This window comes from Paraburkholderia phenoliruptrix (assembly GCF_902859825.1).
Classification (GTDB): Bacteria; Pseudomonadota; Gammaproteobacteria; order Burkholderiales; family Burkholderiaceae; genus Paraburkholderia; species Paraburkholderia phenoliruptrix.
In genome coordinates this window covers 62,847-89,198 of the sequence record NZ_CADIKB010000029.1, presented here as the reverse complement: position 1 = coordinate 89,198, position 26,352 = coordinate 62,847, and the positions used below count along the sequence as shown (strand labels likewise).

The window sequence follows — 26,352 nt, the reverse complement described above, 5'->3', positions numbered from 1 at the left end:
GATGAAGTTTCTGTCGTCGATGGCGCCCGACTGGAACATCAGCCTCTTTCACTACCGGAACCAGGGCGCGGATTACAGCTCGATTCTCGTCGGCATTCAGGTGCCGGAAGCCGATAAGGCGGAGTTCGACCGATTCCTCGCAACGCTCGGGTATCCGTACTGGGAAGAGACGCAGAATCCGGTTTATCGGCTGTTCCTGGGTTGAGGCTGTTGAGCGCAGCGCGTGCTCGGGGTTTACCTTGAGTGCCACGTGCGTGCGCGCTCGGAGCGGATACACCGTGGCCGCGGCGCAAACGCCGTCAGCAGGGCAGTGCGCCGTGCTGGCGGCGTTCCAGCCACTTTGCACGGCCCGTGCGTTATCTAAAAACGAGATACAGCCTATCCGCCATATCGCGTTGCGCGATAGCCCCTGCGATTGTCAAACTTGTCTCAAATCAAATTTGCACACAGGAGACACATCATGCGCACCCAGGTTGGCATTATCGGTGCAGGGCCGGCGGGCCTGCTTCTTTCTCATCTTCTCCATTTGCGCGGTATCGAGTCGGTCGTGCTCGAAACCCGCACGCGCGAGCAGATCGAATCGACGATTCGCGCGGGCGTGCTGGAGCAGGGCACGATGGATCTGCTGACTCAGGCCGGCGTCGGCGAGCGGATGAAGGCCGAGGGCGCGCTGCATCACGGCTTCGAGCTTGCGTTCCAAGGCAAGCGCCGGCGCATCGACCTCACCGGACTCACAGGCCACTCGATCACCGTGTACGCTCAGCACGAGGTCATCAAGGATCTGGTCGCGGCGCGCGTAGCGGCGGGTGGCGCATTGCGCTTCGGTGTGTCGGACACGTCGCTGCATGATATCGACACCGACAAGCCGTCGATCCGCTATCGCCACGAAGGCGAGGCCTGCGAGCTGCAATGCGACTTCGTGATCGGTTGCGACGGCTCGCAGGGAGTATCGCGTGCGTCGATTCCGCAGGCGCTGCGGCGGGACTACGAACGCGTTTACCCGTTTGGATGGTTCGGTATCCTATGCGAAGGGCCGCCGTCATCGGATGAACTCATTTACGCGCGCCACGACCGCGGCTTTGCGTTGATCAGCACGCGCTCGGCCAACGTGCAGCGCATGTATTTCCAGTGCGACCCGAAGGATTCCGTCGACAACTGGTCCGACGATCGCATCTGGGCCGAACTGCACGCACGCGTCGATTCGCACGATGGCCAGCATGTGGTGGACGGCAAGATCTTCCAGAAAAACATTGTCGGCATGCGCAGCTTCGTCTCGGCGACGATGCAGCACGGCCGGCTCTTTCTTGCAGGCGACGCCGCGCACATCGTGCCGCCCACCGGCGCAAAAGGCATGAACCTGGCCGTCGCCGACGTGCGTCTGCTCACGAAGGCATTGAACGCGTTCTACGTCGAAAATCGCACGGACCTGCTCGAGCGCTACAGCGAAACGGCGCTCAAGCGCATCTGGCGCGCCGAACATTTCTCGTACTGGATGACGAGCATGATGCATCGCATCGAGGGTGCGTCGCCGTTCGAGCAGCAGCTCCAGGTGGCCGAACTGGAATACGTGACGACGTCGCGCTCCGCGGCCACGGTGATGGCGGAGAACTATGTGGGCGTGGCGGTGCGGGAAGATTAGCCGCGAGCGATTGTCGGGCCAACAGCAACAGTGAATTCAGGATTAGCGGATTTATCGCCTGCTGCGACGAACCTACACTGCCTCCATCGCTACGAACGAATCCCGCTCGCGGCACCGATAAAGACATGACCGGAGGTGGTGAAATGAAATCGCTTATTCGCGCTGTTGCTGTTGCCGTGGTGCTGGGGGCGCCGATCGCCTCGATGGCGCAGAACGTGGGACAAGCCGCGCCGCAAGGTGCGCAGGTACCGCAAAGCCAGGCGGCGGCTCAGCAGGACGCCGTGCAGGCAGTCCACAGCGGCTATGGTTCGGACAGCCATGGCACCTGGCAAGCGGGCCGCGGCGGCGACATCACGTTCAGCTCTTACTCGCCGCCGGTTTACAACGTGCGCTGAGCACTAGCTGCAAGCAGGCGCCGATAAAAAAGCGCGCGACGCATCATGCGCCGCGCGCTTTTCTTATTTCCTATTCCTGTTTTCTATTTCTGAATCGCATCCGCTTGCGGCGAGCGCAACAAGGTGATCTCGTTGCGCAACAGCGCGAGCAGGTCGTCGTCGGTCGGCCGCGTGCCCCAGTGCCGCGCGCCGGCCACCGATGCAATGGCGATCCACGAATGCGGTGGAAACCATTCGCGAACGAGCGCACCGTCCTGGCGCAGGCATAATTGGCCGGTCTGCTCGCTGTATTCCGCGCAGACGAGCATGCCGTCGATCTGCGCGGTGACGCGTCGTGGGTCAGTGCGTAGCAAAGTGTTGCTCCTGCAAGGTGTTGACGCGGAGTCGCTCACGGCGCGGCGCGGTCGCCGCGCCTCAATGGTCGCCGCCGTGACCGTGCCACCCGCCATGGCCGTGCCACTCGTCGCGGCCGCGCCAGTCTCCATGCGGGCCGCGCGCGTCGCGCCACTCGCGTTCGCGGTGACGCTCTTCCCATTCACGGCGTTCCCAGTACCGGTGACCGTCGTAGTAGCGGTCGCCGTACCAGCCCGGACTCACGACCACTACCGGGGGCGGCGGCGCATAGACGGGCGGAGGCGGCGCATAGACCGGCTCGGGTGCATAGACGACACCCGGAACGCCGATGTTCACGCCGACGTCGACGTGAGCGAGTGCGGCGGACGACGCCCCGATGCCAAGACCGGCGACGAGCGCAATAGACAGCAAGCGGCTTCGTGATGAGTTCATGTTATTGATTCCCGCGTTTTTATGATTGAGTGTGGACGGTGCGGCGCGAGTCGCGATCAGTAACGGTCGTGGTAACGGTAATGGTCGTGATAGCCGCCTTCGGGCACGACGATGCAGCCGCTCAATGCCGTGCCGAGCGTTGCCGCCACAATGACCAGTGCAAAAATTCGTTTCATGACAGTGCTCCTCTTTCCTGTTGATCCGAACTCTACTGAGAGGCGGTATTACCGTTGTGTTCGTGTGTAACAGGACGTGTCGATTGCACCGTGCGGACGGCTTGCGCGTGCTGCCGACAGGTAAGGGCGCGCGAGAACGGTGAAACGGGCGGCCATGGTCTGCGCGCCGCAGGCAAGCCCTTGAGCGCGCGACGAAAAGCCCTGGAGCGCGCGCCTTGCAGCTTCCGGAGCGGCAGAACGGCTAAGCGCAGCGGACGCTGAAAAGCGGCGCTCGCGGCAAGGCGCCGCGGCTATGCTATGCGGATACATTCGGTTGCAGACTGGCGTTCTACGCGGGCTCTCGTGCGACACCGCGGCGCACGAGGCGCCTGCTGCGGCGGCCGTTCAGCTTCTATTAATATTCGCCAGGTAGCATACTGACTCCCCCGCTGGCGCGACACGCGCTTCCCACGACGCAAAGAGAAAGACGATAGGTCCAGTCAACATGCAATCCTTAGATACGAATTCGCCCCGTTATGCGCCCGGCTATGACGGCGTCGCCAAATTGCTTCACTGGCTGGTGGTCCTGTTGATCGCCGCCCAGTTCGTGATCGGCTGGACGATGCCGGATATTCACAAGGGTACGGTGCCGGATGGGCTGATCGCGTGGCATCTCGGCGTCGGCGCAGCGTTGGTGGCGGTGGTCGTGCTGCGAATCGTGTGGCGAGTCACGCATCGCCCGGCGCCGGCACCTGTGTCGCCGTTCTTCAGCGCGGTCTCGCATATCACGCACGGGCTGCTGTATCTCGCGCTCGTCATCGTGCCGGTGCTCGGCTGGGCGAATGCATCGTCGCGCGGCTGGACGGTCAAGCTATTGGGCGTGCTGCCTTATCCGGCGCTTTCGCCTGTGGGTTCGAGCGTCGGCCACGCGATGGGCGACATCCACGGCATTCTCGCGTGGGCGCTGCTCGTGCTGATCGGTCTGCATGTGGCGGGAGCGCTCTTTCATCGCCTCGTGCTGAAGGACGGCGTCTTGCAGCGCATGCTGCCTTGACTCCCGGTGATGTGATGGCGGTTGCCGCCGTCCTGTCTCCTGTCTCCTATCTGCCTCGGCGTGAAGCCGCGCCGCCGCGCTGCCTCACGCGCCGCGTGAGTGCTGCACGATTACCGCCTCAACCTGGTTCGGCGGCCGCCGGCTGCGGCGCGGCCGCTTCGCGATAACCGAGCCGCGTGGAAATCGCGAGGCCCGACTCGCGCAGCAGCGCGACGTAATGCGACTTCGTGTCGGCGCCGCAACGCATGGTCGGAAACGAAATCGACAGACCCGCGATCACCCGGCCGAAACGGTCGAACACCGGCACCGCGAGACACTGCAAGCCTTCTTCCTGTTCCTCGTTGTCCTCGCCGTAACCTTGCTCGCGAACGCGCGGCAGGATGCTCAGCACTGCCTCGGCTGAGGCGAGCGTCTTTTGCGTCGACTTGCGCAATTCGACGTGCGAGAGCACCTCGCGCGCGTCGGCGGGATCCATCCAGGCGAGCAGCACCTTGCCGATCGCCGTGCTATGAAGCGGATTGCGCCGGCCAATGCGCGACTGCATGCGCAGTCCGTAATCGGCATCGATCTTGTGGATGTAGATGATGGCGTCTTCGTCGAATGCACCGAGGTGCACCGCCTCGCGCGTCAACTGGCCGATGCGGCGCATTTCCACATCGGCTTCGCGCACGAGATCCACGCTTTCCAGCGCCTTTGAGCCGAGTTCGAAGAGGCGAATGGTGAGGCGGTAGCGCTCGGTCTCCACTTCCTGCGTGACGTAGCCGAGCGCCTTGAGCGTCTGCACCACGCGATGCACGGTGGTTTTCGACAGGCCGAGCCGTTGCGACAGTTCGCTGATGCCGATCTGCCCGTGCTCGCCGATCGCGCCGAGAATCGCGAACACGCGGCCAATCGACGAAGCTGATTCGCCTTTGTCGCTGCCGGATTCGACGCCGTCCGCGTCGTGCGCGAGGAGCGGGGAGTCGTCCTTGCGCTGCTGTCTGCCGCTTGCTGCCATTTCCGTGATTTCCTGATTCAACGCTAGTCTGTGCCGCCTTCTCGCGGGCGCCGCGAGCATACCGCGCCTTGCAGGCGCCGCGAACCTATCGCGTCTTGCGTCTCGCGCCGGGTCAGCGCGCGAGCCATCCGCCGTCTACCGCCAGTGTATGCCCATGCACGTAGTCCGATGCCGACGACGCAAGAAAAACCACCGGCCCCGCGAGATCGGCGGGCGCGCCCCAGCGGCCGGCCGGAATGCGGCTCAGGATTTCGTCGTTGCGCTGCGCGTCGTCGCGCAAGGCGGCCGTGTTCGCCGTCGCCATATAGCCCGGCGCGATGGCGTTCACGTTGATGCGCTCTGCCGCCCATTCGTTTGCAAGGAGCCGCGTGAGACCTAGCACGCCGCTTTTCGCCGCCGTATACGACGCGACGCGGATACCGCCCTGGAAGGACAGCATGGACGCGATGTTGATGATCTTGCCGCCGCCTTGCTGGCGCACGAATTGCCGCGCGGCCGCCTGCGCGAGAAAGAACAGGCTCTTCAGGTTCACGTCCATGACGGCGTCCCAGTCGTCCTCGCTGAAGTCGAGCGCGTCCTCGCGGCGGATGATGCCCGCGTTGTTCACCAGCACGTCGACGCGTCCGAACGCTTCCACGGCGGCCCGCACGATGTCGTCGACCGGCGCGATCGAAGCCAGATCGGCGCGCACGTCCGCGAACCGGCGGCCGGCGGCGGTGACGCGCGCGGGCGTCTCGCCGGCGTCGGCACGCGATACGCCGACGATGTCGCAGCCCGCCTCGGCAAGTGCGACCGCCATGCCGGCGCCGAGCCCGGCGTTGCTGCCGGTGACGACGGCAACCTTGCCGCTGAGATCGAACGGATGGGACGCAACGCGGTTCGTGGCAGAGAGATTCACAGTATCAAAGCCCATGTCATGTGTGGAGTGCTCATAACCAGCCGATGCGCAAGCGCAGCGCTCAGCGCAAATCCTGCACGGCGATGTGGTCCATGTCGCCGAATACCTGGTTTTCGCCGACCATGCCCCAGATGAACGTGTAGGCGCGCGTGCCGACGCCCGAGTGGATCGACCAGCTCGGCGAGATCACGGCCTGTTCGTTATGCACGACGATGTGCCGCGTCTCGTTCGGCTCGCCCATCATGTGAAAGACCGCGGCGTCGTCGGCGATATTGAAATAGAAATAGACCTCCATGCGCCGTTCGTGCGTATGGCAGGGCATGGTGTTCCAGAGACTGCCCGGTTCCAGCCTCGTCATACCCATCGACAGCTGACAGGTGGGCAGGACTTCCGGCACGATGAACTTGTAGATGGTGCGGCGGTTGCCGGTGGCGGCATCGCCAAGCGATTGCGGCGAGGCTTCCGCAAGCGAAATGGTGCGCGTGGGATGCGACGCGTGCGCGGGCGCGCAGTTCAGGTAGAACTTTGCGGGCCGCGCGGCGTCGTCGCTGCCGAAGGCCACCGCCTGCGCGCCGCGGCCGATGTAGATCGCTTCCTCGTTGCGCACCGTGTAGCGCGTGCCGTCCACGTCCACCCAGCCGTCGCCGCCGATGTTGATTGCGCCCAATTCCCGCCGCTCGAGCAGAGAGTGGACCCCGATCGCTTTGCCGAGCGAGCCGGGCACCTCGACGGCGCGCGTGGCCGGCCACACGCCGCCCACGATGATGCGGTCGATGTGGCTATACGTGAGGCGCAGCGCATCGCGCTCGAACACCGGGTCGACGAGGAACGCGTTGCGCAGCCCGGCGGTGTCGAGCGTCTTCGCGTATTCGCTGTTGATGGCTTGCCTCACTTGCAGGGTTGCTTCCACGATCGGGTCTCCGGTGAGTGAGCCGCCTCGCCGCACGTCGGCGGCGGCGCACGTATGGGCTCGACTGTAGCGCGTTATTCGTTGTTTCGGAACGGTGGTCCAGAAAAAATTGGGACGCGTGAGTCGCGGGTCGACGCCGGTAATGGTAAGCCGGGTAAACGATGATCGCGGCAATGGAAAAAATCGGAACGCCGTTCCTCTCACAATGCTATATTGCGCCGAAAGGGAGCAGCCGGCGCAAGACCGGTTCTTACGCAAGGTGCAGTCACCCGATCACCGGACCACAAGTCCACGGAGGAGACAATGAAGCTTAAGAAGGCCATCGACCGCATTCCTGGCGGCCTGATGCTCGTGCCGTTGCTGCTCGGCGCTTGCGTTCACACGTTCGCGCCCGGCGCGGGCAAGTATTTCGGCTCGTTCACCAACGGACTGATTGCCGGCACGGTGCCGATTCTTGCGGTGTGGTTCTTCTGCATGGGCGCGACGATCGATTTGCGTGCCACCGGCACGGTGCTGCGCAAGTCCGGCACGCTGCTCGTCACCAAGATGGTAGTCGCGTGGATCGCGACCATCGTGGCGTCGCATTTCATTCCGGTCGACGGCATCAAGGCGGGGCTCTTCGCCGGCCTCTCGGTGCTCGCGATCACCACGTCGATGGACATGACCAACGGCGGTCTCTACGCCGCGGTGATGCAGCAGTACGGCACGAAAGAGGAGGCCGGCGCGTTCGTGCTGATGTCGGTCGAGTCGGGGCCGCTCGTCAGCATGATCATTCTCGGCGCGGCGGGCGTGGCGTTCTTCGAGCCGCGGCTTTTCGTCGGCGCGGTGCTGCCGTTTCTGATCGGCTTTGCGCTCGGCAATATCGACAGCGACCTGCGTGAGTTTTTCGGCCGCTGCGTGCATCCGCTGATTCCGTTTTTCGGCTTCGCGCTCGGCAACGGCATCGACCTCGCCGTGATCGCGAAGAGCGGCATGGCGGGCGTGCTGCTCGGGCTCGCCGTGATCGTCGTGACCGGCATTCCGCTGATTCTCGCGGATCGCTGGATTGCGGGCGGCAATGGCGCGGCGGGGTTGGCGGCTTCGTCCACGGCGGGCGCGGCGGTGGCCAATCCGGCGATCATCGGCGAGATGATTCCGAGCTTCAGGCCGCTCGTGCCGGCGGCGACCGCGATGGTCGCCACGGCCTGTCTCGTGACCGCGATTCTCGTGCCGATGCTGACCGCGGTGTGGGTGCGCCGCCATTCGACGCGCGATGCGCTGCGCGAGGAGCTGCTAAGCCCGGCCGCGCGGCCGCTGAAGGAAGGCGACGTGCAGGTGTAACACGAGCCGGGCGCCAACGCCGCGGCTAAGCCCGGGCCGCTTCAGCGCGGCCTGGGCGTCGTTTTGAGCCGGGCCTCGAGCGTGGCCTTAACGCGCGCCCATTCGTCGTCGATGATGCTAAAGCGCACGGAGTTGCGCTTGCGTCCGTCCGGCATGATGCGCTCGTGGCGCACCACGCCTTCCTGCTGCGCGCCGAGCCGCAGAATCGCCGCGCGCGACCTTTCGTTGAGCTCGTCGGTGGTGAACTGCACGCGCACGCATTGCATCGTTTCAAAGGCGTGGCAGAGGAGCAGATATTTCGCCTCGGTGTTCACGGCGGAGCGTTGCGCCGATTCCGCGAGCCACGTGTGGCCGATTTCAAGCTTGCGATTCGCGCGGTCGATTTTCCAGAACCGCGTGCTGCCGACAATCGCGCCGGTATCGCGGCGCACGATCACGAACGGCATCCCCGTTGCCGCGTCGCGTCCCGCCAAAGCAGTGTCGATATAGCTGTCGATCGTGTTCGGTCCCGGCACGACAGTCAGCTTCAGGTTCCACAATTGGCCGTCGGCGGCTGCCGCGAGCAGCGCCTTCGCATGAGCGCGCTCCAGAGGTCGCAGTTCGACCGTATTGCCTGTCAGTGTGGGTTGCATGAAGTTCCAAACAAAAAGGTCCGCGAGCCGGAACCCGCGGACCTAGGGGAGCGGGGCTCGGGCACTGCTCGTGTCCACGCAGTGCCCGACTACCTGTATTACGACGACATCACCGTGACGGCCTTCGTGACCAGATACGCTTCCATCGCTTCCGGTCCGCCTTCCGAACCGTAGCCCGAATCCTTCACGCCGCCGAACGGCATTTCCGGCGTGGGCGTGGCCGGCTGGTTGATCCACAGCATGCCGACTTCGAGCTGCTGCGACAGCAGATGCACGTTGCTGAACGACTTCGTGAACGCGTAGCCGGCGAGACCGAACGGCAGCCGGTTGGCCTCGGCAATCGCTTCTTCCAGCTTGTCGAAACCGCGGATCGCGGCGATCGGGCCGAACGGCTCGTTGTTGAACACGTCCGCTTCCAGCGACACGTTCGTGAGCACCGTCGGCGCGAAGAAGTTGCCTTCCGAGCCGACGCGCTCGCCGCCCGTTTCGATCTTCGCACCGGTCTTGCGCGCGTCGTCGAGCACCTTGCTCATGGCCGTCAGACGGCGTGCGTTCGCGAGCGGCCCGAGAGTCGTGCCTTCCGCGAGACCGTCGCCGAGCTTGAGGCTTTCGGCGTGTTTGACGAGCGCTGCGGCGAACTCCTCGCGAATGCTGTTGTGCACGAGAAAACGCGTGGGCGAAATGCACACCTGGCCCGCGTTGCGGAACTTGGCGCCGCCCGCGGCCTTCACGGCAAGCGCGACGTCGGCGTCTTCAGCCACGATGACGGGCGCGTGACCGCCCAGCTCCATGGTGGCGCGCTTCATGTGCGCGCCGGCCAGCGCGGCCAGTTGCTTGCCGACCGGCGTCGAGCCGGTGAACGTGACCTTGCGGATGACCGGATGCGGAATCAGGTAGCTCGAGATTTCGGCGGGGTCGCCGAACACGAGGCCCACCGTGCCGGCCGGCACACCCGCTTCGACGAAAGCCTGCAGGAGGCCTGCCGGCGACGCCGGGGTTTCCTCCGGCGCCTTCACGAGGAACGAGCAGCCGCTCGCGAGCGCGGCGCTCAGCTTGCGCACGATCTGGTTGACCGGGAAATTCCACGGCGTGAAGGCGGCGACCGGGCCGATCGGCTCCTTCAGCACGAGTTGCTGCGCCGCCAGATTGCGCGAGGGCACCACGCGGCCATAGAGGCGGCGGCCTTCGTCGGCGAACCATTCGATGATGTCGGCGGCGGCCAGCACTTCTATCTTCGCTTCGGCGAACGGTTTGCCCTGTTCCTGCGTCATCAGGCGGCCAATGTCCGATGCGCGCTCGCGCACGAGCGCCGCTGCCTTGCGCATCACCGCCGCGCGCTCGTGCGCGGGCACCTTGCGCCATGCTTCGAAGCCGCGTTGAGCCGCCTCGAGCGCGCGGTCGAGGTCGGCGATGCCGGCATGTGCGACCTTGCCGATGACCTGGCCGGTGGCGGGGTTGAGAACGTCGATGGTCTTGCCGCTTGCGGCATCGCACCACTCGCCGTTGATGAGAAGTCGGGTATCGGTGTAGCTCGAAATTGCCATGCTGGTTCCTGTAAATGGGAAAACGACAGGCTGCGCGGCGCCCGGATAGCGAGCAGGGCGCGTGTGGCCGGAAAGGCACTGCCGATAAGGAAACATCTTATCTGATTGTGCTCGAACGCACCGGCGGCCGCGCCGGTCCGCCGCGGTGCGGCACGCATTTTGCGTGGTCTCTTCTTGGGGCTACCGTTCCCGTCTGCACGAGGACGACAAGGGTTCGCGCGTGGCGGCCCGGGCAAAGCGCAGTCGTCAGAAGAGAGTTACAGTCAGGCGGTAGTTCCAGTCAACCCGATGCACATGAGGAATCGACATGCCTACCGGTACAGTGAAGTGGTTCAACGACGCGAAGGGCTTCGGCTTCATCACACCCGACGACGGAGGTGAAGACCTGTTCGCCCATTTCTCGGAAATTCGCGCCGAGGGTTTCAAATCGCTGCAGGAAAACCAGAAGGTCAGCTTCGAAGTGAAGCAGGGGCCGAAGGGCAAGCAGGCAGCGGACATCAAGCCGATCTAGGGGCGCGCGCAGCGGCAGCAGCAATAGCAGCAACGGCATAGCCAAACCGCAGGCCGGCGCCTCACGCGGCGCGGGTAACCGCGAGCGCCGACCGAGCCGCGCCCGGACATGGCCGACGCGGCCGATGCCGGCTCGATGCCAACCGGCTCCGAGCCGGCGCGGCAGGCTGTGTTGCGCCGATCCGCTTATGCACCGTGCTTAGCCGTGCTTGACCGTTCTCGGCGGCTAATTAGTAAGCATGCCGAAATCTTGTAGTAATGCCCGGCGACAGGCGCGAATGACAGGCGCGAGACAGGGTCCGCGTGTACTATTCAGCTTAAGGTTTCCTTCAGCTTTGCTCCGTACCATCTGCGCGAACATAGGCCTTTGCATGCCGCCCGGCGGGCAGCGGCCATCCGACAGTTTTTCGACAGACCACACCAGGCGCCGCTACACGGCTTGCTGGAGCATCCATGAAAACTCTGTTCTTGCAGGCGCCCTCGTATGACGGCTTCGATGGTGGCGCCGGTTCGCGCTACCAGGCCAAGCGCGAAGTCCGCTCGTTCTGGTATCCGACGTGGCTTGCACAACCGGCCGCACTCGTTGCCGAGAGCCGTGTGCTCGATGCGCCCGCCGACGGCCTGTCGGTCGAGGCAACGCTCGACATCGCGCAGCAATACGAGCTCGTCGTCATTCATACGAGCACGCCGTCCTTTCCCACCGACGCGCTGTTCGCCGAAGACCTGAAAAAGCGCAAGCCATCGGTCCTGATCGGCATGGTGGGCGCGAAGGTCGCCGTCGATCCGCACAATTCGCTGACGGCGAGCGAGGCGATCGACTTCGTGTGCCGCGAGGAATTCGACTACACCTGCGAGGAAGTGGCCGCGGGCAAACCGTTCGCGCAGATTCTCGGGCTCAGCTATCGCGCTGCCGACGGCTCGATCGAGCACAACGCGGCCCGCCCGATCCTCGAGAACATGGACGAGCTGCCGTTCGTCGCGCCCGTCTACAAGCGCGATCTGAAGATCGACAACTATTTCATTGGCTACCTGAAGCACCCGTATGTGTCGATCTACACGGGACGCGGCTGCCGCTCGAAATGCACCTTCTGCCTGTGGCCGCAGACCGTGGGCGGGCACCGCTACCGCACGCGCTCGGTGGAAAACGTGCTCGAAGAAGTGAAGTGGATTCGCGACAACATGCCCGAAGTAAAGGAGATCATGTTCGACGACGACACCTTCACCGACTTCAAGCCGCGCGTCGAAGAAATCGCCCGTGGTCTCGGCAAGCTCGGGGTGACGTGGTCGTGCAACGCGAAAGCCAACGTGCCGTATTCGACGCTCAAGATCATGAAGGAAAACGGTCTGCGCCTCTTGCTCGTCGGCTACGAATCCGGCGACGACCAGATCCTGCTGAATATCAAGAAGGGCCTGCGCACGGACATCGCGCGGCGTTTCAGCGAAGACTGCCGCAAGCTCGGCATCAAGATTCACGGCACGTTCATTCTCGGTCTTCCGGGCGAAACCCAGGAGACCATCCAGAAGACGATCGAGTACGCGAAAGAGATCAATCCGCACACCATTCAGGTGTCGCTCGCCGCGCCGTATCCGGGCACGCGCCTTTACGATCAGGCGGTCGAAAACGGCTGGCTCGAAGAAAACAAGGTCATCAACCTCGTCAGCAAGGAAGGCGTTCAGCTGGCGGCCATCGGCTATCCGCATCTGTCGCGCGAAGAGATTTATCACCAGCTGGAAAACTTCTACAAACGCTTCTACTTCCGGCCGTCGAAGATCTGGGAAATCCTGCGCGAAATGCTGACGAGCTGGGACATGATGAAACGGCGCTTGCGTGAAGGCGTCGAATTTTTCCGCTTTCTGCGCGCGCACGAGGCGTGAACGGCGCCCTTTGGGCCGTCGCCGCGTCTGTCCATGCATCTGCGTATGTGTGCGCCGCGAGCGCGGTGTTCGGCATCGGCTATACGCTGCTTGCAAGCGTGCTGATCGGGCGCTTTTTCGCGCGCGCGGTGGCCGAGCCGCAGCACTCTCCACCCGTGACGGTCGTGAAGCCGCTGCACGGCAGCGAGTGGGCGCTGCTGCACAATCTGTCCACTTTCTGCGAGCAGAACTACGCCGGCCCGGTGCAGTTCCTGTTCGGCGTGCACGATGCAGCGGACCCGGCCTTGCAAACTGTCGACGAACTGCGGCGCCTTCATCCGCAAGCGGAGATCACCGTCATCGCCGACGCATCTCTCTACGGGCCGAACCGCAAGATCAGCAACATCCTCAACATGCTGCCGCACGCGCGGCACGACGTGCTCGTGTTCGCCGACAGCGACGTGGGCGTCGGGCCGGACTATCTGCGCAACATCGTCGGCGAACTGGAGAAGCCCGATGTCGGGCTCGTGACCTGCGTGTATCGCGGCGCGCCGGATCCGGGTTTCTGGCCGCGCCTGTCGGCGGCGGCGACGCACTATCAGTTTCTGCCCGGTGTCGTCACCGGACTCGCGCTCGGTCTCGCGCGGCCGTGCTTTGGCCAGACGATTGCGATGCGGCGCGCCACCCTGGAGAAGATCGGCGGCTTCATGCCGTTCGTGCGCCATCTCGCGGAAGACCATGCAATCGGCGAGGCAGTGCGCGCAACCGGCGAAAAGGTGGCAATTCCGCCGATGCTGGTCTCGCACGCGTGCGTCGAGTCGAGCGCCGGGAAATTGCTTTCGCATGAATTGCGCTGGAGCCGGACCATCCGCAGTGTCGATCCGCTCGGCCATCTGGGCTCCGTGTTCATGCATCCGCTCGCGCTGGCGCTGCTGGCCGTGGCGTTCTCGGACGGCGCGCGTTGGGCGTGGCTGATCGCGGGGCTTGCAGTGGCGGCACGCTTCGCGTTGAAGCTCGGCGTGGATCGCGCCTTGCGACGCCGGCAGGGCGGCCTATGGCTGATGCCGATATGGGATATCGTGTCGTTTGCGATCTTTGTCGCGAGCTTCTGGTCTTCGCGCGTGAGGTGGCGCGGCTTCAGCTTCGAGGTGGACAGCGACGGCCTGTTGTCGGCCGCGCGCGACGAGTGAAAGACGAAGCAGGCAAGCGACGCAATAGCCACAAAACAGTGACGAAAAAAGCGACAAAACAGCGACAAAAACAGCGACAAAAGAAGCGACGAACCATGCAGGTTATGCAGCAATGACGCGCAGTTTTTCTGAATCGAATCCGAAGCGGCAAATCCGGTGCACGCCGCGCGCGCGGGAGGTGTGCGCATGATCAAGCATCTCGGCCGCGTGGCCGCGCTGGCGGGCCTCGTGGTGTCCCTGTGGCTCGTCTGGCGGGACAATCCCGCTGCGGTGCTCGGCGCGCTGCGGGCCGCCGGCGCGGGTCTCGTGGTGGCGGCGCTCGCACATGTTCTGCCGATGCTCGCCAATGCCTGCGATTGGCGCTCGCTGATTCGCGGCGCCAACCGGCCGCGCGTGCTCGACATGCTGCACCTCGTGTGGGTGCGGGAATCCGTCAACAGCCTGCTGCCGGTCGCGCGCATCGGCGGAGAAGTGGTGTCGTTCCGCATGCTCAGACGGTGGGGCGTGCGGCCGTCCACGGCGGTGGCGAGCATCATCGCCGATATGCAGTTGACCGTGATCAGCCAGTTGCTCTTCACCATGGTCGGCATCGGCTTTCTGTTCGCGCATGCGCATTCGGACACGCTGCGGCTCGCCGGGCAGCTCGCGTGGGGCGTCGTCGTGCTCACGCCGCTTCTCGTCCTGTTCGCGCTCGTGCAGCACGCCAGTCCGTTCGAGCGCATGACGCGCGTGCTCAATCACATCACGAGCGGCAAGCTTGCCGCGCTCGTCGGGCAGTCCGCGCAGATCGATCAGGCAATCAAGCTGATCTGGCGGCGCCGCGGGGTCGTGCTGCGCTATCTGTTCTGCTGGCAGCCGCTGCAATGCTTCCTGACGTCGCTCGAAATCTGGCTCGCGCTGTATTTCCTCGGTGCGCCCGTGACGCTGGTCGAAGCCGTCGTGATCGAGTCGCTGATCCAGGCGATCAGCAGTGCCGCGTTCTTCGTGCCGGGCGGCCTCGGCGTGCAGGAGGGCGGTTTCATCCTGATCGGCGGTGCGCTGGGCCTCGACCCGTCCACCTGTCTGGCGCTGGCCGGCGCGCGGCGCATACGCGATCTGCTGATGTTCGTGCCGGGCCTCGTTGCGTGGCAGTTTGCGGAAGCCGCGAACCGCGCGCCTGCGCCGGTGCCGGCTGGGGCGACGCACGGCGAGTCGCGAGCCGATGCGCACGCCGGGGATCCCGAGGAGAGCGGCCCCGCACGGGCGGAACTCGCGGAAAGCAGCGCGGCTGGCGACGCGAACCGCCGCTAGGCCGCGGGCTTGAAGCGCTCGGCGGGCTCGCTCGTGTAAGCAGGGAACGACACTTCGACGGCGAGTCCACGTCCTTCCAGCCCGGTGCCGAACTGCAGGGTCGCCCCGAAGTGCTCCGCAATGCGCGCTACGATCGACAGCCCAAGGCCGCTGCCGGTTGCCTGGTTGGCCGTCGCGCGAAAAAAACGGTTCGTCAGGCGGTCCAGGTCGGCCGGCGCTACGCCCGGTCCGTCGTCGCGCACGCTCACCGCGACGCGGTCAGTTTTCGACCCGTGCGGCGCCCGCACCGTCTGCACCGCGACTTCGATGCGGCCGCCCTCGCTGCCATATTTGATCGCGTTATCCAGCAGATTGTCGAAAAGAATACCGATCAGCACGGGCTCCGCGTCGATCTGCGCGCGCATATCGCCATTGAGCGTCACGTGAATGTCTTTCTGCTGCGCATTGCCGGCATTCGCCAGCAGCGCGTTTTTCGCGAGCGCGCCGGGCGCGAGCGGCGCCTTCGACAATTTTTCGTGCATGTCGAGGCGCGCCAGCAACAGCAACTGCTCGGCGAGCCGCGCGCTGCGGTCCACGCCCTGCACGACGCGCTGCATGGCGAGCCGCTGGCGTGCCGGGTCGGGCTCCGCGAGCGCGACCTGTGCCTGAACCTTGATGGCCGCGAGCGGCGTCTTCAGCTCATGCGCGGCGTCGGCAGTAAACGAGCGCTCGCGTTCGAGCGAATGCAACAGGCGCGCGAGCAGTTGATTGATCGCGTCGACGAGCGGCCGGACCTCGGTCGGCGCGTGGCCGATATCGACGGGCTCGAGACGGTTGATGTCGCGCGCGCGGATCGCATCGGAGAGCACGCGCAGCGGCGCAAGACCCCAGCCGATGCTGGACCACACCAGCAGCGCCAGCACCGGCAGCGCGATTAGCGCGGGGCGCGCGATCCGGCTCGCGACTCCGCTCACGAGGTCGCTGCGCGTATTGGCCTGCTCGAATACGCGCACCGTGTGCCCGAGCGCCGTGTCGCGCAGCGTGAACGAGTGGTAAGTCTGGCCGCCCAGCACGATGTCCTGCGTACCGGTGACGGGCGGCACCGGCAGGTCCCACGCATTGAGCGCGTGCAGCGGCGGGCTGCCGGCGATGACCTCGCCGTTGCGCGCGCGCACCTGGAAGAGGGCGTCGCGCGGCAGCGAGTCGTCGTCGTCCGTGTCGTTGGCGCTGATTTCGCCGCCTTTTTCTTCCTCGCGCACGTCGATGTGCGCGTTCGCGAGCGTCGCGAGATTCGACTGATCGAGGAGCGCCAGCATCTGCGCCAGTTCGGCAAGCCGCGCTTCTTCCCATTCGGCGACTTCGCGCGTCGCCTGACGATAGCTCGACACGAGCGCGATCGCCCAGACGAATGCAATGCTGCCCAGCACGAGCAGCATGAGCCGCCGCCGAATGGATGCGCCCATCACTCTTTCTCCACCACGTAGCCGATATTGCGCACGGTCCGGATAAGGTGCGCGCCGAGCTTCTTGCGCAGGTTCGACACGTGCACCTCGATGGCATTGCTTTCGATTTCTTCCTGCCAGCCGTACAGGCTTTCCTCCAGACGCGAGCGCGATTGCGGAATGCCCTGATTGGTCAGCAACTGCATGAGGATCGCCCATTCGCGCGACGTGAGCGACACGCGCTTGCCCGCCACCTCGACGGCTTGCGCGGCCGGATTCACCGAGAGCTCGCGATAGCGGATCACATCGACGCTGCGGCCTTGCGCGCGTCGCAGCAGCGCGCGGCAGCGCGCAATCAGCTCCGTCAGGTCGAACGGCTTGCCGAGGTAGTCGTCGGCACCCGCTTCGAGGCCGCCGACGCGATCCACCACCGTGCCGCGCGCAGTCAGGACCAGCACCGGCACGTCCTTGCCGGCGTCGCGCAAGCGCCTGAGCAGTTCCATGCCGGATACGCGCGGCAGGCCGAGATCGAGCACGACGAGCGCATAGCTCGTGGTGTCGAGCGCGAGGCCGGCCTTGTGGCCGTCGCGCGCCCAGTCGACGGTGAAGCCTGCCTGGCGCAGACCGGCTTCGATTCCGCAGCCGATCAGGTCGTCGTCTTCTACGAGGAGTACACGCATGGAGCATCGATTCCGTTGGAGGTTTTTTCGCCGGCGGCACGCATCGTGCGGGTCTGCTGCAAGGCGCCCGCAGCGTGTGCAAAGCGGTTGCAAGCGCAAATGCGGGAGCAAGCGCGGGAGCAAACCCGGGAGCAAGCGCCGCCGCCTCGCAGTTTAACCATGCTGTTCAGGAGTTGCTTTATACCGCGCCTTTGCTTAAGGTTTCCTTCAGCTTGACTCGATACTATCGCCCAACAAAAGCTGACTGTCGCATGAGTGACATAAGCACGCAGCATCGCGTTTCGCTGTCGGACTGCTGAGGCGCGATCGTAAGTACATCGATGGAATGCACGGGGCCCGCCGGCCATGCTGTTGGTGCCGGCGGATGCGCCCAAAGCCGGCATCGGCCGCTCGCCACGAGCCGCACGGTGCTTTCATCAGGCCACGGGACGAAGCCATGAAGCCAGTCACCGCTGATACGCTGCGCGCCCACCTGATGGTGGCCTCGCTCACGGCGCTCGCCGCCGACGTGCTCGCGTGCCTGACGGTGGCCATGCTGCCCGGTGCACAACACCTGTTCGTCTCCGCGTCTTTCCGGCTCGCTGCGCTCGCCGTCATGGCAGGCGGCGTGATTGTCGCGCGCCAGTTGGGGCAGGCGGCATTCGAGCTGGCGCTCGCGGACCGTCACGCGAGTCCGGCCGGCAGCCATGCACGGCCAATCGTCATCGCGGCCGACTGCCCACGGCTCTGGCTCGTCATCCTGCATTTGCGCCTCACGGGCAAACCGTTCGTCTTGCGCGGACACTGACGGGCCCGCCAATGGCTGCGCACGCATTGACCCTATGCGAATGGCTTCTGCTTGCCGGCTGCGTCGGCGCGTCGCTGTATGTGCTCGTGGCGGCGGTTGCCATGCCGTTCTTCATGCTGCGCCGCGGCGCAGGCTCGCGCTTTGCCCGGCTTGCGCAGGCCGCGTCCGCAGGCGTGCACCTTCGACCCGTGCACGGCGCGGATCTCGACGCAAGGGCCTCGGAAGCCGCCTACCCAGTCGCGCAGCAGGGCGTGAGCGTGCTCAAGCCGCTATGCGGCGCCGAACCGCGCCTCTACGAAAACCTGCGCAGCTTTTGCGAGCAGCGTCACGGGCATTTTCAGCTCGTGCTCGGCGTGTGCTGCGCCGACGACCCGGCGATCAGCGTCGTGCACCGCCTGCAGGCCGACTATCCGGCGCTCGACATCGAACTCGTCGTCGATACGCGCGTGCACGGCAGCAATCGCAAAGTCAGCAACCTCATCAATATGGCAAGGCACGCGCGCCATGACGTGATTGTGATGGCCGACAGCGACATCGCCGTGGAAGCCGATTATCTGGACAGCATCGCCGCGCCGCTTGCCGACCCGCGCGTCGGCGTGCTCACGTGTCTTTATGTCGCGCGAGGCGTGGGCGGCTTCTGGTCGCGCGTGGGCGCGCTCTTCATCAACGAATGGTTCGCGCCTTCGGTACGCGTTGCGCATATGGCCGGATCGCGCCGCTTCGGCTTCGGCGCGACGCTTGCGCTGCGGCGCGAGACGCTCGAGCGCATCGGCGGTTTCGAGGCGCTGAGAAACTGTCTCGCCGACGACTACTGGCTCACCGAGCATGTGCGGGCGCTCGGACTGCGAACGGTGCTCTCGCGCGTGATGGTGGCCACCGACGTGATCGAGCCGACATTCGCCGCGCTCTGGCAGCGCGAAACGCGCTGGCTGCGCACGATACGTTCGGTGAATCCGCTCGGCTTCGCCTTCCTGTTCATTACTTTTCCGACGCCGTGGCTCATGGCCGGCGCCTGCCTGACGGCTGCGCTCGCGGCGGGCGCGCAGGGCGGCGTGCACGGCTCGGCGCTTCTGGTCGGCGCAGCCAGTACGGCGGCGGGCGTCGCGGCGCGGGTGCTGTTGCATGCACGCGCCGCACGTCAGCAGACCGCGTTGCAGGGCGCGCTGCCGGGAACGGCCCGGGACTCGTTCGCGCGCGCGTTCTGGCGCGATCTGCCGCTCGTGCCGTTGCGCGATACGCTTTTGCTGTTGCAGTGGTTCGCGGGCGGGTTTGGTTCGCATGTGATGTGGCGCGGCACGCGGGTGCCGCTCGAAACGCCGCCTTCGACGGCGCGCGCAAGATCGCTGCGCGTGATCGAGGTCATGGAGGCGTCGGATGGCCGTTGACCTTCGGGCCATCGAGCGTCACGCATCCCATGCCAAAGCGCTGAAGCGGCGCGCGCTGATCGTCACGGCCGACGACTTCGGCCTGCACCCGCGCGTCAATCTGGCCGTGGAACAGGCACATTGCGACGGCGTGCTCGCCGCGGCGAGCCTGATGGTCGGCGCGCCCGCCGCGGCCGATGCGCTCGCGCGAGCCCGCGCGCTGCCGTCCTTGCGCGTGGGCCTGCACCTCGTGCTCGCCGACGGCGACGCCGTCATGCCGCGCGAGGGCATCGCCGCTCTCGTCGACGAGCATGGCCGTTTCGGCAGCAACATGGTGCGCGACGGCGTGCGGTTCTTCTTGTTGCCGCACGTGCGTGAGCAGCTGGCGCGCGAAATCCGCGCGCAGTTCGAGGCGTTCGCGAAGACCGGGCTCGTGCTCGACCATGTGAACACACACAAGCATTTCCATCTGCATCCCACGGTGCTCGGTCTCATTCTGGAGATCGGCCGCGAATTCGGCATGAAGGCGATGCGCCTGCCGTTCGAAGCGAATGCGCCGTTGTGGCTCAAGCCGTGGATCGCGCAGGTGAGGAAGCGGCTCGACCGCGCGGGCATCTGTCACAACGATTATGTGATCGGCATTGCCCGCAGTGGCCGTATGGACGAAGCCGCCTGGCTGGCGGCGCTTGCCGCGCTGCCTGACGGCGTCGGCGAAATCTACTGCCATCCCGCGGTGCCGGGCGAGCGCGCGTTGACCGACGGCATGCGCGACTACCGGCACGCGGACGAATTTGCGGCGCTGCTTTCGCCGGATGTGGCCCGAGCGATCCGACACCTCGGCGTCAGAGTCGGCGGTTTCAGCGATGTTTTCGGAGATGTTTTCGTGGATTAACCGGTCCCGGTTCCCGCAGGCAGCCCGCGCGGCGTTGCAATGCCGTCACTAACGTCTTTGCGGTGCGCTGCTACAATCTCGTCTTTCTCGATCTGGTTGTGCGCTATGGGTTTCGAACAACTCGCTGAACTGAAGAAGCAACTGGCCGCGGCACGCGCGCAGGCTGCGCCCGCCGCCAAGGGCGATGGCAAATCCGGCGCGAGGCCCGAGGGCAGGTCGGAAGCAAGGCGCGATGTCAGAAGCGACGGCAAGCCCGCGGCTAACGCCGTAAAGCCCGGCACGGGCAAGGGTTCCGGCGCGAGGGCAGGCGCACGGCCCGCGGGCAAGCCGGCGCAGCCGCGCCGCGGCGCGCCGCAGGCAAAACCGGCGGCGCCGGCAGCAGACGCACGGCCGGTGGATCCGGTGGTCAAGTCCATTGGACGTCTGCAAAAGCGCTTCCCGAATGCGTTTCCGAAGAACCCGGCGCCGAAGCTGCCGCTGAAAGTCGGCATCTTCGAAGACCTCGTCGTGCATGCAAAAGAACTCTCGCTGAGCGAAGCCGAACTGCGCGACGCGATCAAGACGTGGTGCCGCGGCAGCCGCTACTGGAAGTGTCTCGTCGAAGGCGCCGCGCGGGTCGATCTGACGGGCGCCGAGGCCGGCAAGGTCACGGCTCAGGAAGCGGCGGGCGCGCAGCGCCTGCAGGCGCATCGCGCCGCGAAGAGCGCGAAGGCAGCGGCCGGAGCGGGCGAAACGCAGAAGGACGTGTCCGCGCAAGCGGCGTCTGAGCAGGTTCCGCAGGACGCGGCACCGGAAGCCTCGCAAGCCGTCGCGCATCAGGACGGCGACAGTCAGCCGCAAGCCGATGCAGCCGATGCGTCGGCTGACGACAAAGTTGCTGCTCAATCCGCCAATCTGTCGGAGGCGGCTCCCGCCACGCCGGAAGCCTGAGCCTGCGGCCGCGCCCATCGGAAGCCACCCGAAGCCACTTTGAGCCACCTGAAGCTCCCGGTGGCCGCTCAGCGCGCCGCCGCGCCGAGCCGGCTGCGCACAAAGCCGACATGTTCGCGCAGCACATAGAACGCGTCGGCATACGCGAGGGGCATGCGCAGCCCGTTCAGCGATTCCTCAATCTGATCCAGTTCCGCGAAGAGCCGCTTGCGCTCTTCGTCAGTGGTGTGCGAGAGCGCGCCGCGCTCGATTGCAATCAGCGAGCCGTAGTAGCGATAGATGCGCGAGCGCACGCGCCACCGGTACAGCGCCGGAATCAGCCGCATCGCGGGAAAGAGCAGCACGGCCACCGGCAACAGCAACACGAGCGTCCGGTCGCCGATGCTCGCGAGCCAGAAGGGCAGCGTCCGGTATAGGAAGCTCTTGCCCGTGTGGTAATAGCGCTGCGCGTCTTCGCTGATCTGATATTCATGCGCGACCGGGCTCGGGAACTGTCCGGCGCGCTGCAACAGGCCGGGCATGCCGTGCACCTCCTGCGCCGCTTCGATCAGCAGATCGGAGATAGCCGGATGCAGACGGGTTCGCGCGACCAGCTCGACCGTCGGGCTGACCAGGTGCACGGTCTCGGGCGGAATCTTGTGCCGCAGATCGAGCACGCCGGGCGGCAGATCGATCTGATCCAGATACGGAAAAAGCCGCGTATAGGCGGCCGCTTCGTCGAAATTCATCACCGAAATGCCGGGCACGCGAAGCAGGCGCAGCATCAGCCCGCGCGTGGCGGAATCGCCGCTTAGAATGGCCGCGTCGACGTCACCCGTCACCAGTTGGGTGGCCGCCTGGAGGCCGTCGCTCGGCACGAGCGTCGTATCGCCGCCGGGCAGGATGCCGTTTGCATCGAGCAGCTTCAGCGCGAGCAGGCGCGTGCCGCTGCCTTCACGGCCCACCGCGATCCGCTTGCCTTCGAGTTGGGACAGCTGCGTCACGCCGGTGCCGCGGTAGAACACCACGACCGGCACATAAAACACGCTGCCGAGCGAAATCAGCGACGACGTATCGAGTCCGTTCGCCACGCCGCCTTGCACGAGCGCGAGGTCGACGTGCTGCTTCGGGTCCAGCAGGCGCTGCAGGTTTTGCACCGAGCCGTCGGATTCCAGCACGTTCAGCGTGATGCCGTTTTGCGCGAGAATCTTCTTGTATTGTTCGGCGGCGACGACAAACGAGCTGTCGCGCGGACCCGCGCTCAGCGTGATGGTTTTCGGCGGCGCCGGGTCGACGAGCCACACGATCAGCGTGACGACCAGCACGATCAGCGCGGCGGCGGCGATATAAGGCAGCGTGTGATCGCGCCACTCGGCGTGAAGCGGATCGCGGGGAAACGGCGGCGGACGGCGCGGACGCGGCGCTTTCATAGGCATTCGGGACGGTGGCCGGAATGGGGCATTGTCCACTGCGGCAGGCGCAGTTGTCGTCGGCAGTTTGCTCTATTGACGGCGCAATGGACCGACGGCGGTGCCGGCTTTGGGCACTCGCGGTCAGGCCTTTGTTCGGGTGGCGTGGCCGCGGCTCTACCGAATTCGCCTGTGCCTTTGCTCATTCCTCGCAAAAGTCGTTTAATCGGGAAGCCATCCAATCGTTCCTGAAGCATGAGTCGTTAGGGTTACCGAGGAGACGATCGTGTTGTCCGCTGCATTGGATACTTTGGGCGCGTTGGCGGTGCTGCTCAGCATCGCCGTGCATCTTGCATACGCCTTGAGGCGCAAGCGCTGAAGGCACGCGAGCCCGCAGACACTGGCTCGAATGGAGCCGCCTTACACCGCGCTTGCCGATTGTTCGGTTCTCTTGACGTATCTATTCGCGGCCAGCCGCTTTATCCGCGAGGCCGCGCCCCCTACATTGTCACCAGTGCCAGCGCCGCAGCGTCGTGCTGAAGCAGCGTGAGTGCCGCGAATCTCCGCGGCAACACGCCGGCGCCAACTCAATCAAGGGACACACGATCATGAGCAAGCTTACAGGCAAGGTGGCAGTCGTAACGGGTGGATCGAAAGGGATCGGCGCGGCAATCGCGAAAGCGTTGGCCGCACAGGGCGCGTCGGTGGTCGTGAACTACGCGTCGAGCCGTGCGGGCGCGGACGAAGTGGTCGCCGCCATCACCGCCGCGGGCGGCAAGGCCGTGGCCGTGGCGGGCGACGTGTCGAAAGCCGCGGATGCAAAGGGCATTATCGACGCGGCCGTCGAAACGTATGGCCGCCTGGATATCGTCGTCAATAACTCGGGCGTGTACGAATTTGCGCCGATCGACGACATCACCGAAGAGCATTTCCACAAGCACTTCAATGTAAACGTGCTGGGCCTGCTGCTCGTCACGCAGGCGGCGGTCAAGCATCTGGGCGAAGGCGCGAGCATCGTCAACGTGAGCTCGGTGGTGAGCCGCATCACGCCGCCGGGCAGCGCGGTCTACACGGCAACGAAGGGCGCGGTGGACGGCATCACCGGCGTGCTCGCCAAGGAACTGGGGCCGCGCAAGATCCGCGTGAACTCGGTGAATCCGGGCATGGTCGCGACCGAAGGCACGCATAGCGCGGGCATTATCGGTTCGGACCTCGAAGCGTGGGCGCTCAGCACGACGCCGCTCGGCCGCATCGGCCAGCCGGACGATATCGCGGATGTGGTCGCGTTCCTCGCATCCGACGACGCACGCTGGCTCACCGGCGAAAGCATCATTGCGAGCGGCGGGGCGCGCTAAGCCGGCGTCGGCTCGCGGTTGGCCCAAGGTTGGGCCAGCGTTGACGAGCCGTTCGCTACTCCAATAGAGCCATGCGGTACCGGCAAGCGGCGCCCGCGGGCGCCGCTTTTTTCGTCAGGCGTCCGCTGTGTCGTTCACCGACTCGGTGCCCGGCAACTGCACGGCAAAGAGCGCATCCAGCAGATTCGATCCCGGGCGCTCGGCGAGCCGCGTCAGCGATTCGATCATGCGCACCTGGCAGTCTTCGAGCGGAATCATGCGGATGCGCCGCGACTGGTTGAATTCCGCGCGCGCGATCACGCCCACGCCCATGCCTTGGGCCACCGCTTCCTCCAGCGCTTCGCGGCCGTCCACATACATGACCGGCTCGACCTGCAGCGACTCCCGCACCAGTTCGATTTCCAGCAATTGCTGCGTGACCGATTGCGGCTCGCGGAAAATCATCGGCTGCTGCACGAGCTCGCGGTAGCTGAGCTTGCGTTTCTTCGCAACCGGATAGCGCACCGGCACCATGGCCACCAGCGGATCGCGGCGCAACACGCGCGAGTGGAGCCGGCTATGCACCTGCGGCGCGGCGGTGATGGCGGCGTCGACGGCACTCGAGAGCACGCGCTGCATGCAGTCCGCGGCGTTCGCGATGGACAGCGTCACCACGATGCCCGGATGCAGCTTGCGAAACGCGCTGATCAGCGCGACGGCGAGATCGGGCGCGTCCGCCGCGAGCGACAGCGAGCCGGACTCCAGCCCGCCCGCCGATTCGAGCAGTTGCCGCGCGTCGCGCTCGCAGCTGAGCATGTGCCGCGTCACGCTGAAAAGCCGCAGCCCGAGCTCCGTGGTTTCGACGCCGCGCGGCCCACGCTCGAACAGCTTCACGCCGTAATCCTGCTCGAGCCGCCGCACATGATCGGACACCGCCGGCTGCGACAGCGACAGCGCCTGTGCGGCCCGCGAAAAGCCGCCATGTTCGGCGACCGCATGAAACGCCCGCAATTGCGCGTATTGCACGTGAACCTCCGTCGCGGCGAAAGCGGCCCGCTATAAGTAATTACGATGTACGCATCGATTATATCGATTTTACCGATGCGCCGCGCGCCGGTACTGTAGCGGTATCTCAACCCGCAAGACCGGAGATTCGGCATGCAAAGCGCGACTGGCAGTTCCCCGGCGCCCGCACACGACGGCGCGAGCTGCGCGCCGCCGGCTCAAGGCGAGCCTTATCTGCTCACGCCCGGCCCGCTCACCACCGCCTTGTCGACGAAAGAAGCGATGTTGCGCGACTGGGGCTCGTGGGACGGCGACTTCCGCGCGATGACCGCACAACTGCGCAGCAGCCTGCTCGACATTGCGGGCAACGAAGCCGGCGAATACGATTGCGTGCCGTTGCAGGGCAGCGGCACGTATTGCGTCGAGGCCATGCTCGGCAGCCTCGTTCCGCGCGACGGCCATGCGCTCGTGCTCGCGAACGGCGCATACGGCAAACGCATCGCGACCACGTTGGGTTACCTCGGGCGCGCGCAAACCGTGCTCGACAAGGGCGACTACCTGCCGCCGCGCGCCGCGGAAGTCGAGCGCATGCTCGACGCCGACCCGAGTATTACGCACGTCGTCGCCGTGCACTGCGAAACGAGCTCGGGCATTCTCAATCCGATCGAAGAGATCGCCGAGGTCACCGCCGCCAAAGGCCGCAAGCTGCTGATCGATTCGATGAGCGCATTCGGCGCGCTGCCGCTCGACGTGCGCGACATCGCGTGCGAGGCCTTCGTTTCGTCGGCGAACAAGTGCATCGAGGGCGTGCCCGGTTTCGGCTTCGTGATCGCGCGCAAGCGCGCGCTGCACGACGCGCGCGGCCGCAGCCATTCGCTCGCGCTCGACGTACACGATCAATGGGACGTGATGAACCGCACCGGTCAATGGCGCTTCACGCCGCCGACCCACGCGGTCGCGGCGTTCATGGAGGCGCTGCGGCTTTACAGGCAGGAAGGCGGACAGCCCGCGCGCCTCGCGCGTTATGCGAACAATCGCGACGTGCTGGTCGCGGGCATGCGTGAGCTCGGCTTCGAGCCGCTGTTGAGCGCGCGCTGGCGCTCGCCGGTTATCGTGACGTTTTTCTCGCCGGCTCATCCGTCGTTCAGTTTCGAGCGCTTCTACGAGCTGATGAAGGAGCAGGGCTTCATCATTTATCCGGGCAAGCTGACCGTGGTGGAGAGTTTTCGCATCGGCTGCATCGGCCGAGTCGACGAGCACGTGATGCGCCGCGTCGTCAACGCGTGTGCGAGTTCGTTGCAAGCGATGGGCGTCGATCACGCCGCGCCGTCCACGGCCGCCATTGAAGAACGTAAGCTGCTCGGCGAGGCCGCATGA

Annotated in this window: 25 protein-coding genes and 1 pseudogene; 15 read left to right on the top strand and 11 right to left on the bottom strand. The window is 65.4% G+C overall.

The features are described 5' to 3' along the window. From HV711_RS24055 to HV711_RS24045, 3 genes and pseudogenes are all read left to right on the top strand, one after another. Positions 1–205, top strand: a pseudogene (locus HV711_RS24055) (threonine ammonia-lyase, biosynthetic); the annotation flags it as partial. A 255-nt stretch (positions 206–460) separates the two neighbouring features. Next, positions 461–1,639: a 4-hydroxybenzoate 3-monooxygenase gene (locus HV711_RS24050; RefSeq protein WP_035486189.1), complete on the top strand. Its 1,179-nt coding sequence runs from the start codon at positions 461–463 to the stop codon at positions 1,637–1,639. Positions 1,640–1,782: 143 nt separating this feature from the next. Next, positions 1,783–2,034, top strand: coding sequence for a hypothetical protein (locus HV711_RS24045; RefSeq protein ID WP_028363069.1), 252 nt, complete (start codon positions 1,783–1,785; stop codon positions 2,032–2,034). Positions 2,035–2,117: 83 nt separating this feature from the next. Here HV711_RS24045 and HV711_RS24040 read toward each other — a convergent pair whose 3' ends face one another. Together HV711_RS24040 and HV711_RS24035 are read right to left on the bottom strand one after the other, a co-directional pair. Then, on the bottom strand, positions 2,118–2,387 hold the full coding sequence (locus HV711_RS24040; protein WP_013588217.1) for a hypothetical protein: 270 nt from the start codon (positions 2,385–2,387) through the stop codon (positions 2,118–2,120). Between the two features lie 61 nt (positions 2,388–2,448). Further along, positions 2,449–2,820 carry a hypothetical protein gene (locus tag HV711_RS24035; protein ID WP_035486188.1) on the bottom strand — a complete coding sequence of 124 codons (372 nt, stop codon included), beginning with the start codon at positions 2,818–2,820 and terminating at the stop codon, positions 2,449–2,451. A 660-nt stretch (positions 2,821–3,480) separates the two neighbouring features. On the opposite strand from HV711_RS24035, the gene HV711_RS24030 reads away from it, so the two are divergent. Further along, a complete protein-coding gene (locus HV711_RS24030; protein ID WP_013588220.1) occupies positions 3,481–4,029 on the top strand; it encodes a cytochrome b in 549 nt (182 codons plus the stop codon). A 118-nt stretch (positions 4,030–4,147) separates the two neighbouring features. Here HV711_RS24030 and kdgR read toward each other — a convergent pair whose 3' ends face one another. The 3 genes from kdgR to kduI all read right to left on the bottom strand — a co-directional run bounded on the left by kdgR (position 4,148) and on the right by kduI (position 6,822). Beyond that, on the bottom strand, positions 4,148–5,026 hold the full coding sequence (gene kdgR / locus HV711_RS24025; protein ID WP_063826583.1) for a DNA-binding transcriptional regulator KdgR: 879 nt from the start codon (positions 5,024–5,026) through the stop codon (positions 4,148–4,150). A gap of 112 nt (positions 5,027–5,138) precedes the next feature. Next, positions 5,139–5,939: a 2-dehydro-3-deoxy-D-gluconate 5-dehydrogenase KduD gene (gene kduD, locus HV711_RS24020; RefSeq protein ID WP_013588222.1), complete on the bottom strand. Its 801-nt coding sequence runs from the start codon at positions 5,937–5,939 to the stop codon at positions 5,139–5,141. A 46-nt stretch (positions 5,940–5,985) separates the two neighbouring features. Further along, positions 5,986–6,822, bottom strand: a complete 837-nt coding sequence (gene kduI / locus HV711_RS24015; RefSeq protein WP_035486190.1) for a 5-dehydro-4-deoxy-D-glucuronate isomerase — start codon at positions 6,820–6,822, stop codon at positions 5,986–5,988. A 315-nt stretch (positions 6,823–7,137) separates the two neighbouring features. Here kduI and kdgT point away from each other — a divergent pair, with 315 nt between their 5' ends. After that, positions 7,138–8,154 carry a 2-keto-3-deoxygluconate transporter gene (gene kdgT, locus HV711_RS24010; protein WP_035486186.1) on the top strand — a complete coding sequence of 339 codons (1,017 nt, stop codon included), beginning with the start codon at positions 7,138–7,140 and terminating at the stop codon, positions 8,152–8,154. 41 nt (positions 8,155–8,195) lie between these two features. Here the strand turns inward: kdgT and HV711_RS24005 are convergent, their stop codons facing one another. After that, positions 8,196–8,786 carry a GNAT family N-acetyltransferase gene (locus HV711_RS24005; RefSeq protein WP_035486184.1) on the bottom strand — a complete coding sequence of 197 codons (591 nt, stop codon included), beginning with the start codon at positions 8,784–8,786 and terminating at the stop codon, positions 8,196–8,198. A 98-nt stretch (positions 8,787–8,884) separates the two neighbouring features. Beyond that, positions 8,885–10,330, bottom strand: coding sequence for an NAD-dependent succinate-semialdehyde dehydrogenase (locus HV711_RS24000; RefSeq protein ID WP_013588225.1), 1,446 nt, complete (start codon positions 10,328–10,330; stop codon positions 8,885–8,887). A 307-nt stretch (positions 10,331–10,637) separates the two neighbouring features. Between HV711_RS24000 and HV711_RS23995 the strand changes: the two genes are divergently transcribed. The 4 genes from HV711_RS23995 (at position 10,638) to HV711_RS23980 (ending at position 15,174) form a co-directional block, all read left to right on the top strand. Beyond that, positions 10,638–10,841, top strand: a complete 204-nt coding sequence (locus HV711_RS23995; protein WP_013339388.1) for a cold-shock protein — start codon at positions 10,638–10,640, stop codon at positions 10,839–10,841. A 452-nt stretch (positions 10,842–11,293) separates the two neighbouring features. Beyond that, the gene (gene hpnJ / locus HV711_RS23990; RefSeq protein WP_013588226.1) at positions 11,294–12,715 is read left to right on the top strand and encodes a hopanoid biosynthesis associated radical SAM protein HpnJ; all 1,422 of its coding nucleotides are present in this window, start codon (positions 11,294–11,296) and stop codon (positions 12,713–12,715) included. Then, a complete protein-coding gene (gene hpnI, locus HV711_RS23985) occupies positions 12,712–13,884 on the top strand; it encodes a bacteriohopanetetrol glucosamine biosynthesis glycosyltransferase HpnI (RefSeq protein WP_028363075.1) in 1,173 nt (390 codons plus the stop codon). Before hpnJ ends, hpnI (HV711_RS23985) begins: the two co-directional genes overlap by 4 nt. A gap of 186 nt (positions 13,885–14,070) precedes the next feature. Further along, the gene (locus HV711_RS23980) at positions 14,071–15,174 is read left to right on the top strand and encodes a lysylphosphatidylglycerol synthase domain-containing protein (protein ID WP_035480900.1); all 1,104 of its coding nucleotides are present in this window, start codon (positions 14,071–14,073) and stop codon (positions 15,172–15,174) included. Here the strand turns inward: HV711_RS23980 and HV711_RS23975 are convergent. Next, positions 15,171–16,616, bottom strand: coding sequence for an ATP-binding protein (locus HV711_RS23975; RefSeq protein ID WP_175145274.1), 1,446 nt, complete (start codon positions 16,614–16,616; stop codon positions 15,171–15,173). The genes HV711_RS23980 and HV711_RS23975 overlap by 4 nt on opposite strands. Beyond that, entirely contained in the window at positions 16,616–17,275 is a 660-nt protein-coding gene (locus HV711_RS23970; protein ID WP_013588230.1) for a response regulator, read from the bottom strand. The genes HV711_RS23975 and HV711_RS23970 overlap by 1 nt, the downstream gene beginning before the upstream one ends. Positions 17,276–17,711: 436 nt before the next feature. Between HV711_RS23970 and HV711_RS23965 the strand changes: the two genes are divergently transcribed. The 4 genes from HV711_RS23965 (at position 17,712) to HV711_RS23950 (ending at position 21,248) form a co-directional block, all read left to right on the top strand. Next, positions 17,712–18,062: a hypothetical protein gene (locus HV711_RS23965; protein WP_035480897.1), complete on the top strand. Its 351-nt coding sequence runs from the start codon at positions 17,712–17,714 to the stop codon at positions 18,060–18,062. 11 nt (positions 18,063–18,073) lie between these two features. Beyond that, positions 18,074–19,447, top strand: a complete 1,374-nt coding sequence (gene hpnI / locus HV711_RS23960) for a bacteriohopanetetrol glucosamine biosynthesis glycosyltransferase HpnI (protein ID WP_028363079.1) — start codon at positions 18,074–18,076, stop codon at positions 19,445–19,447. Beyond that, positions 19,437–20,318 carry a hopanoid biosynthesis-associated protein HpnK gene (hpnK, locus tag HV711_RS23955; RefSeq protein WP_051224185.1) on the top strand — a complete coding sequence of 294 codons (882 nt, stop codon included), beginning with the start codon at positions 19,437–19,439 and terminating at the stop codon, positions 20,316–20,318. The genes hpnI (HV711_RS23960) and hpnK overlap by 11 nt, the downstream gene beginning before the upstream one ends. A 105-nt stretch (positions 20,319–20,423) precedes the next feature. Further along, on the top strand, positions 20,424–21,248 hold the full coding sequence (locus HV711_RS23950) for a ProQ/FinO family protein (RefSeq protein WP_035480896.1): 825 nt from the start codon (positions 20,424–20,426) through the stop codon (positions 21,246–21,248). A 68-nt stretch (positions 21,249–21,316) separates the two neighbouring features. Here HV711_RS23950 and HV711_RS23945 read toward each other — a convergent pair whose 3' ends face one another. Continuing rightward, positions 21,317–22,657 carry a TAXI family TRAP transporter solute-binding subunit gene (locus HV711_RS23945; RefSeq protein ID WP_035480895.1) on the bottom strand — a complete coding sequence of 447 codons (1,341 nt, stop codon included), beginning with the start codon at positions 22,655–22,657 and terminating at the stop codon, positions 21,317–21,319. Between the two features lie 587 nt (positions 22,658–23,244). Here HV711_RS23945 and HV711_RS23940 point away from each other — a divergent pair. Then, positions 23,245–23,991 (top strand): glucose 1-dehydrogenase, encoded by a 747-nt coding sequence (locus HV711_RS23940; RefSeq protein WP_013588236.1) that lies wholly within the window; start codon positions 23,245–23,247, stop codon positions 23,989–23,991. Positions 23,992–24,105: 114 nt separating this feature from the next. On the opposite strand, the gene HV711_RS23935 is transcribed toward HV711_RS23940, so the two are convergent. Beyond that, entirely contained in the window at positions 24,106–24,996 is an 891-nt protein-coding gene (locus tag HV711_RS23935) for a LysR substrate-binding domain-containing protein (RefSeq protein ID WP_013588237.1), read from the bottom strand. 132 nt (positions 24,997–25,128) lie between these two features. On the opposite strand from HV711_RS23935, the gene HV711_RS23930 reads away from it, so the two are divergent. Further along, on the top strand, positions 25,129–26,352 hold the full coding sequence (locus HV711_RS23930) for a 2-aminoethylphosphonate--pyruvate transaminase (RefSeq protein WP_035486320.1): 1,224 nt from the start codon (positions 25,129–25,131) through the stop codon (positions 26,350–26,352).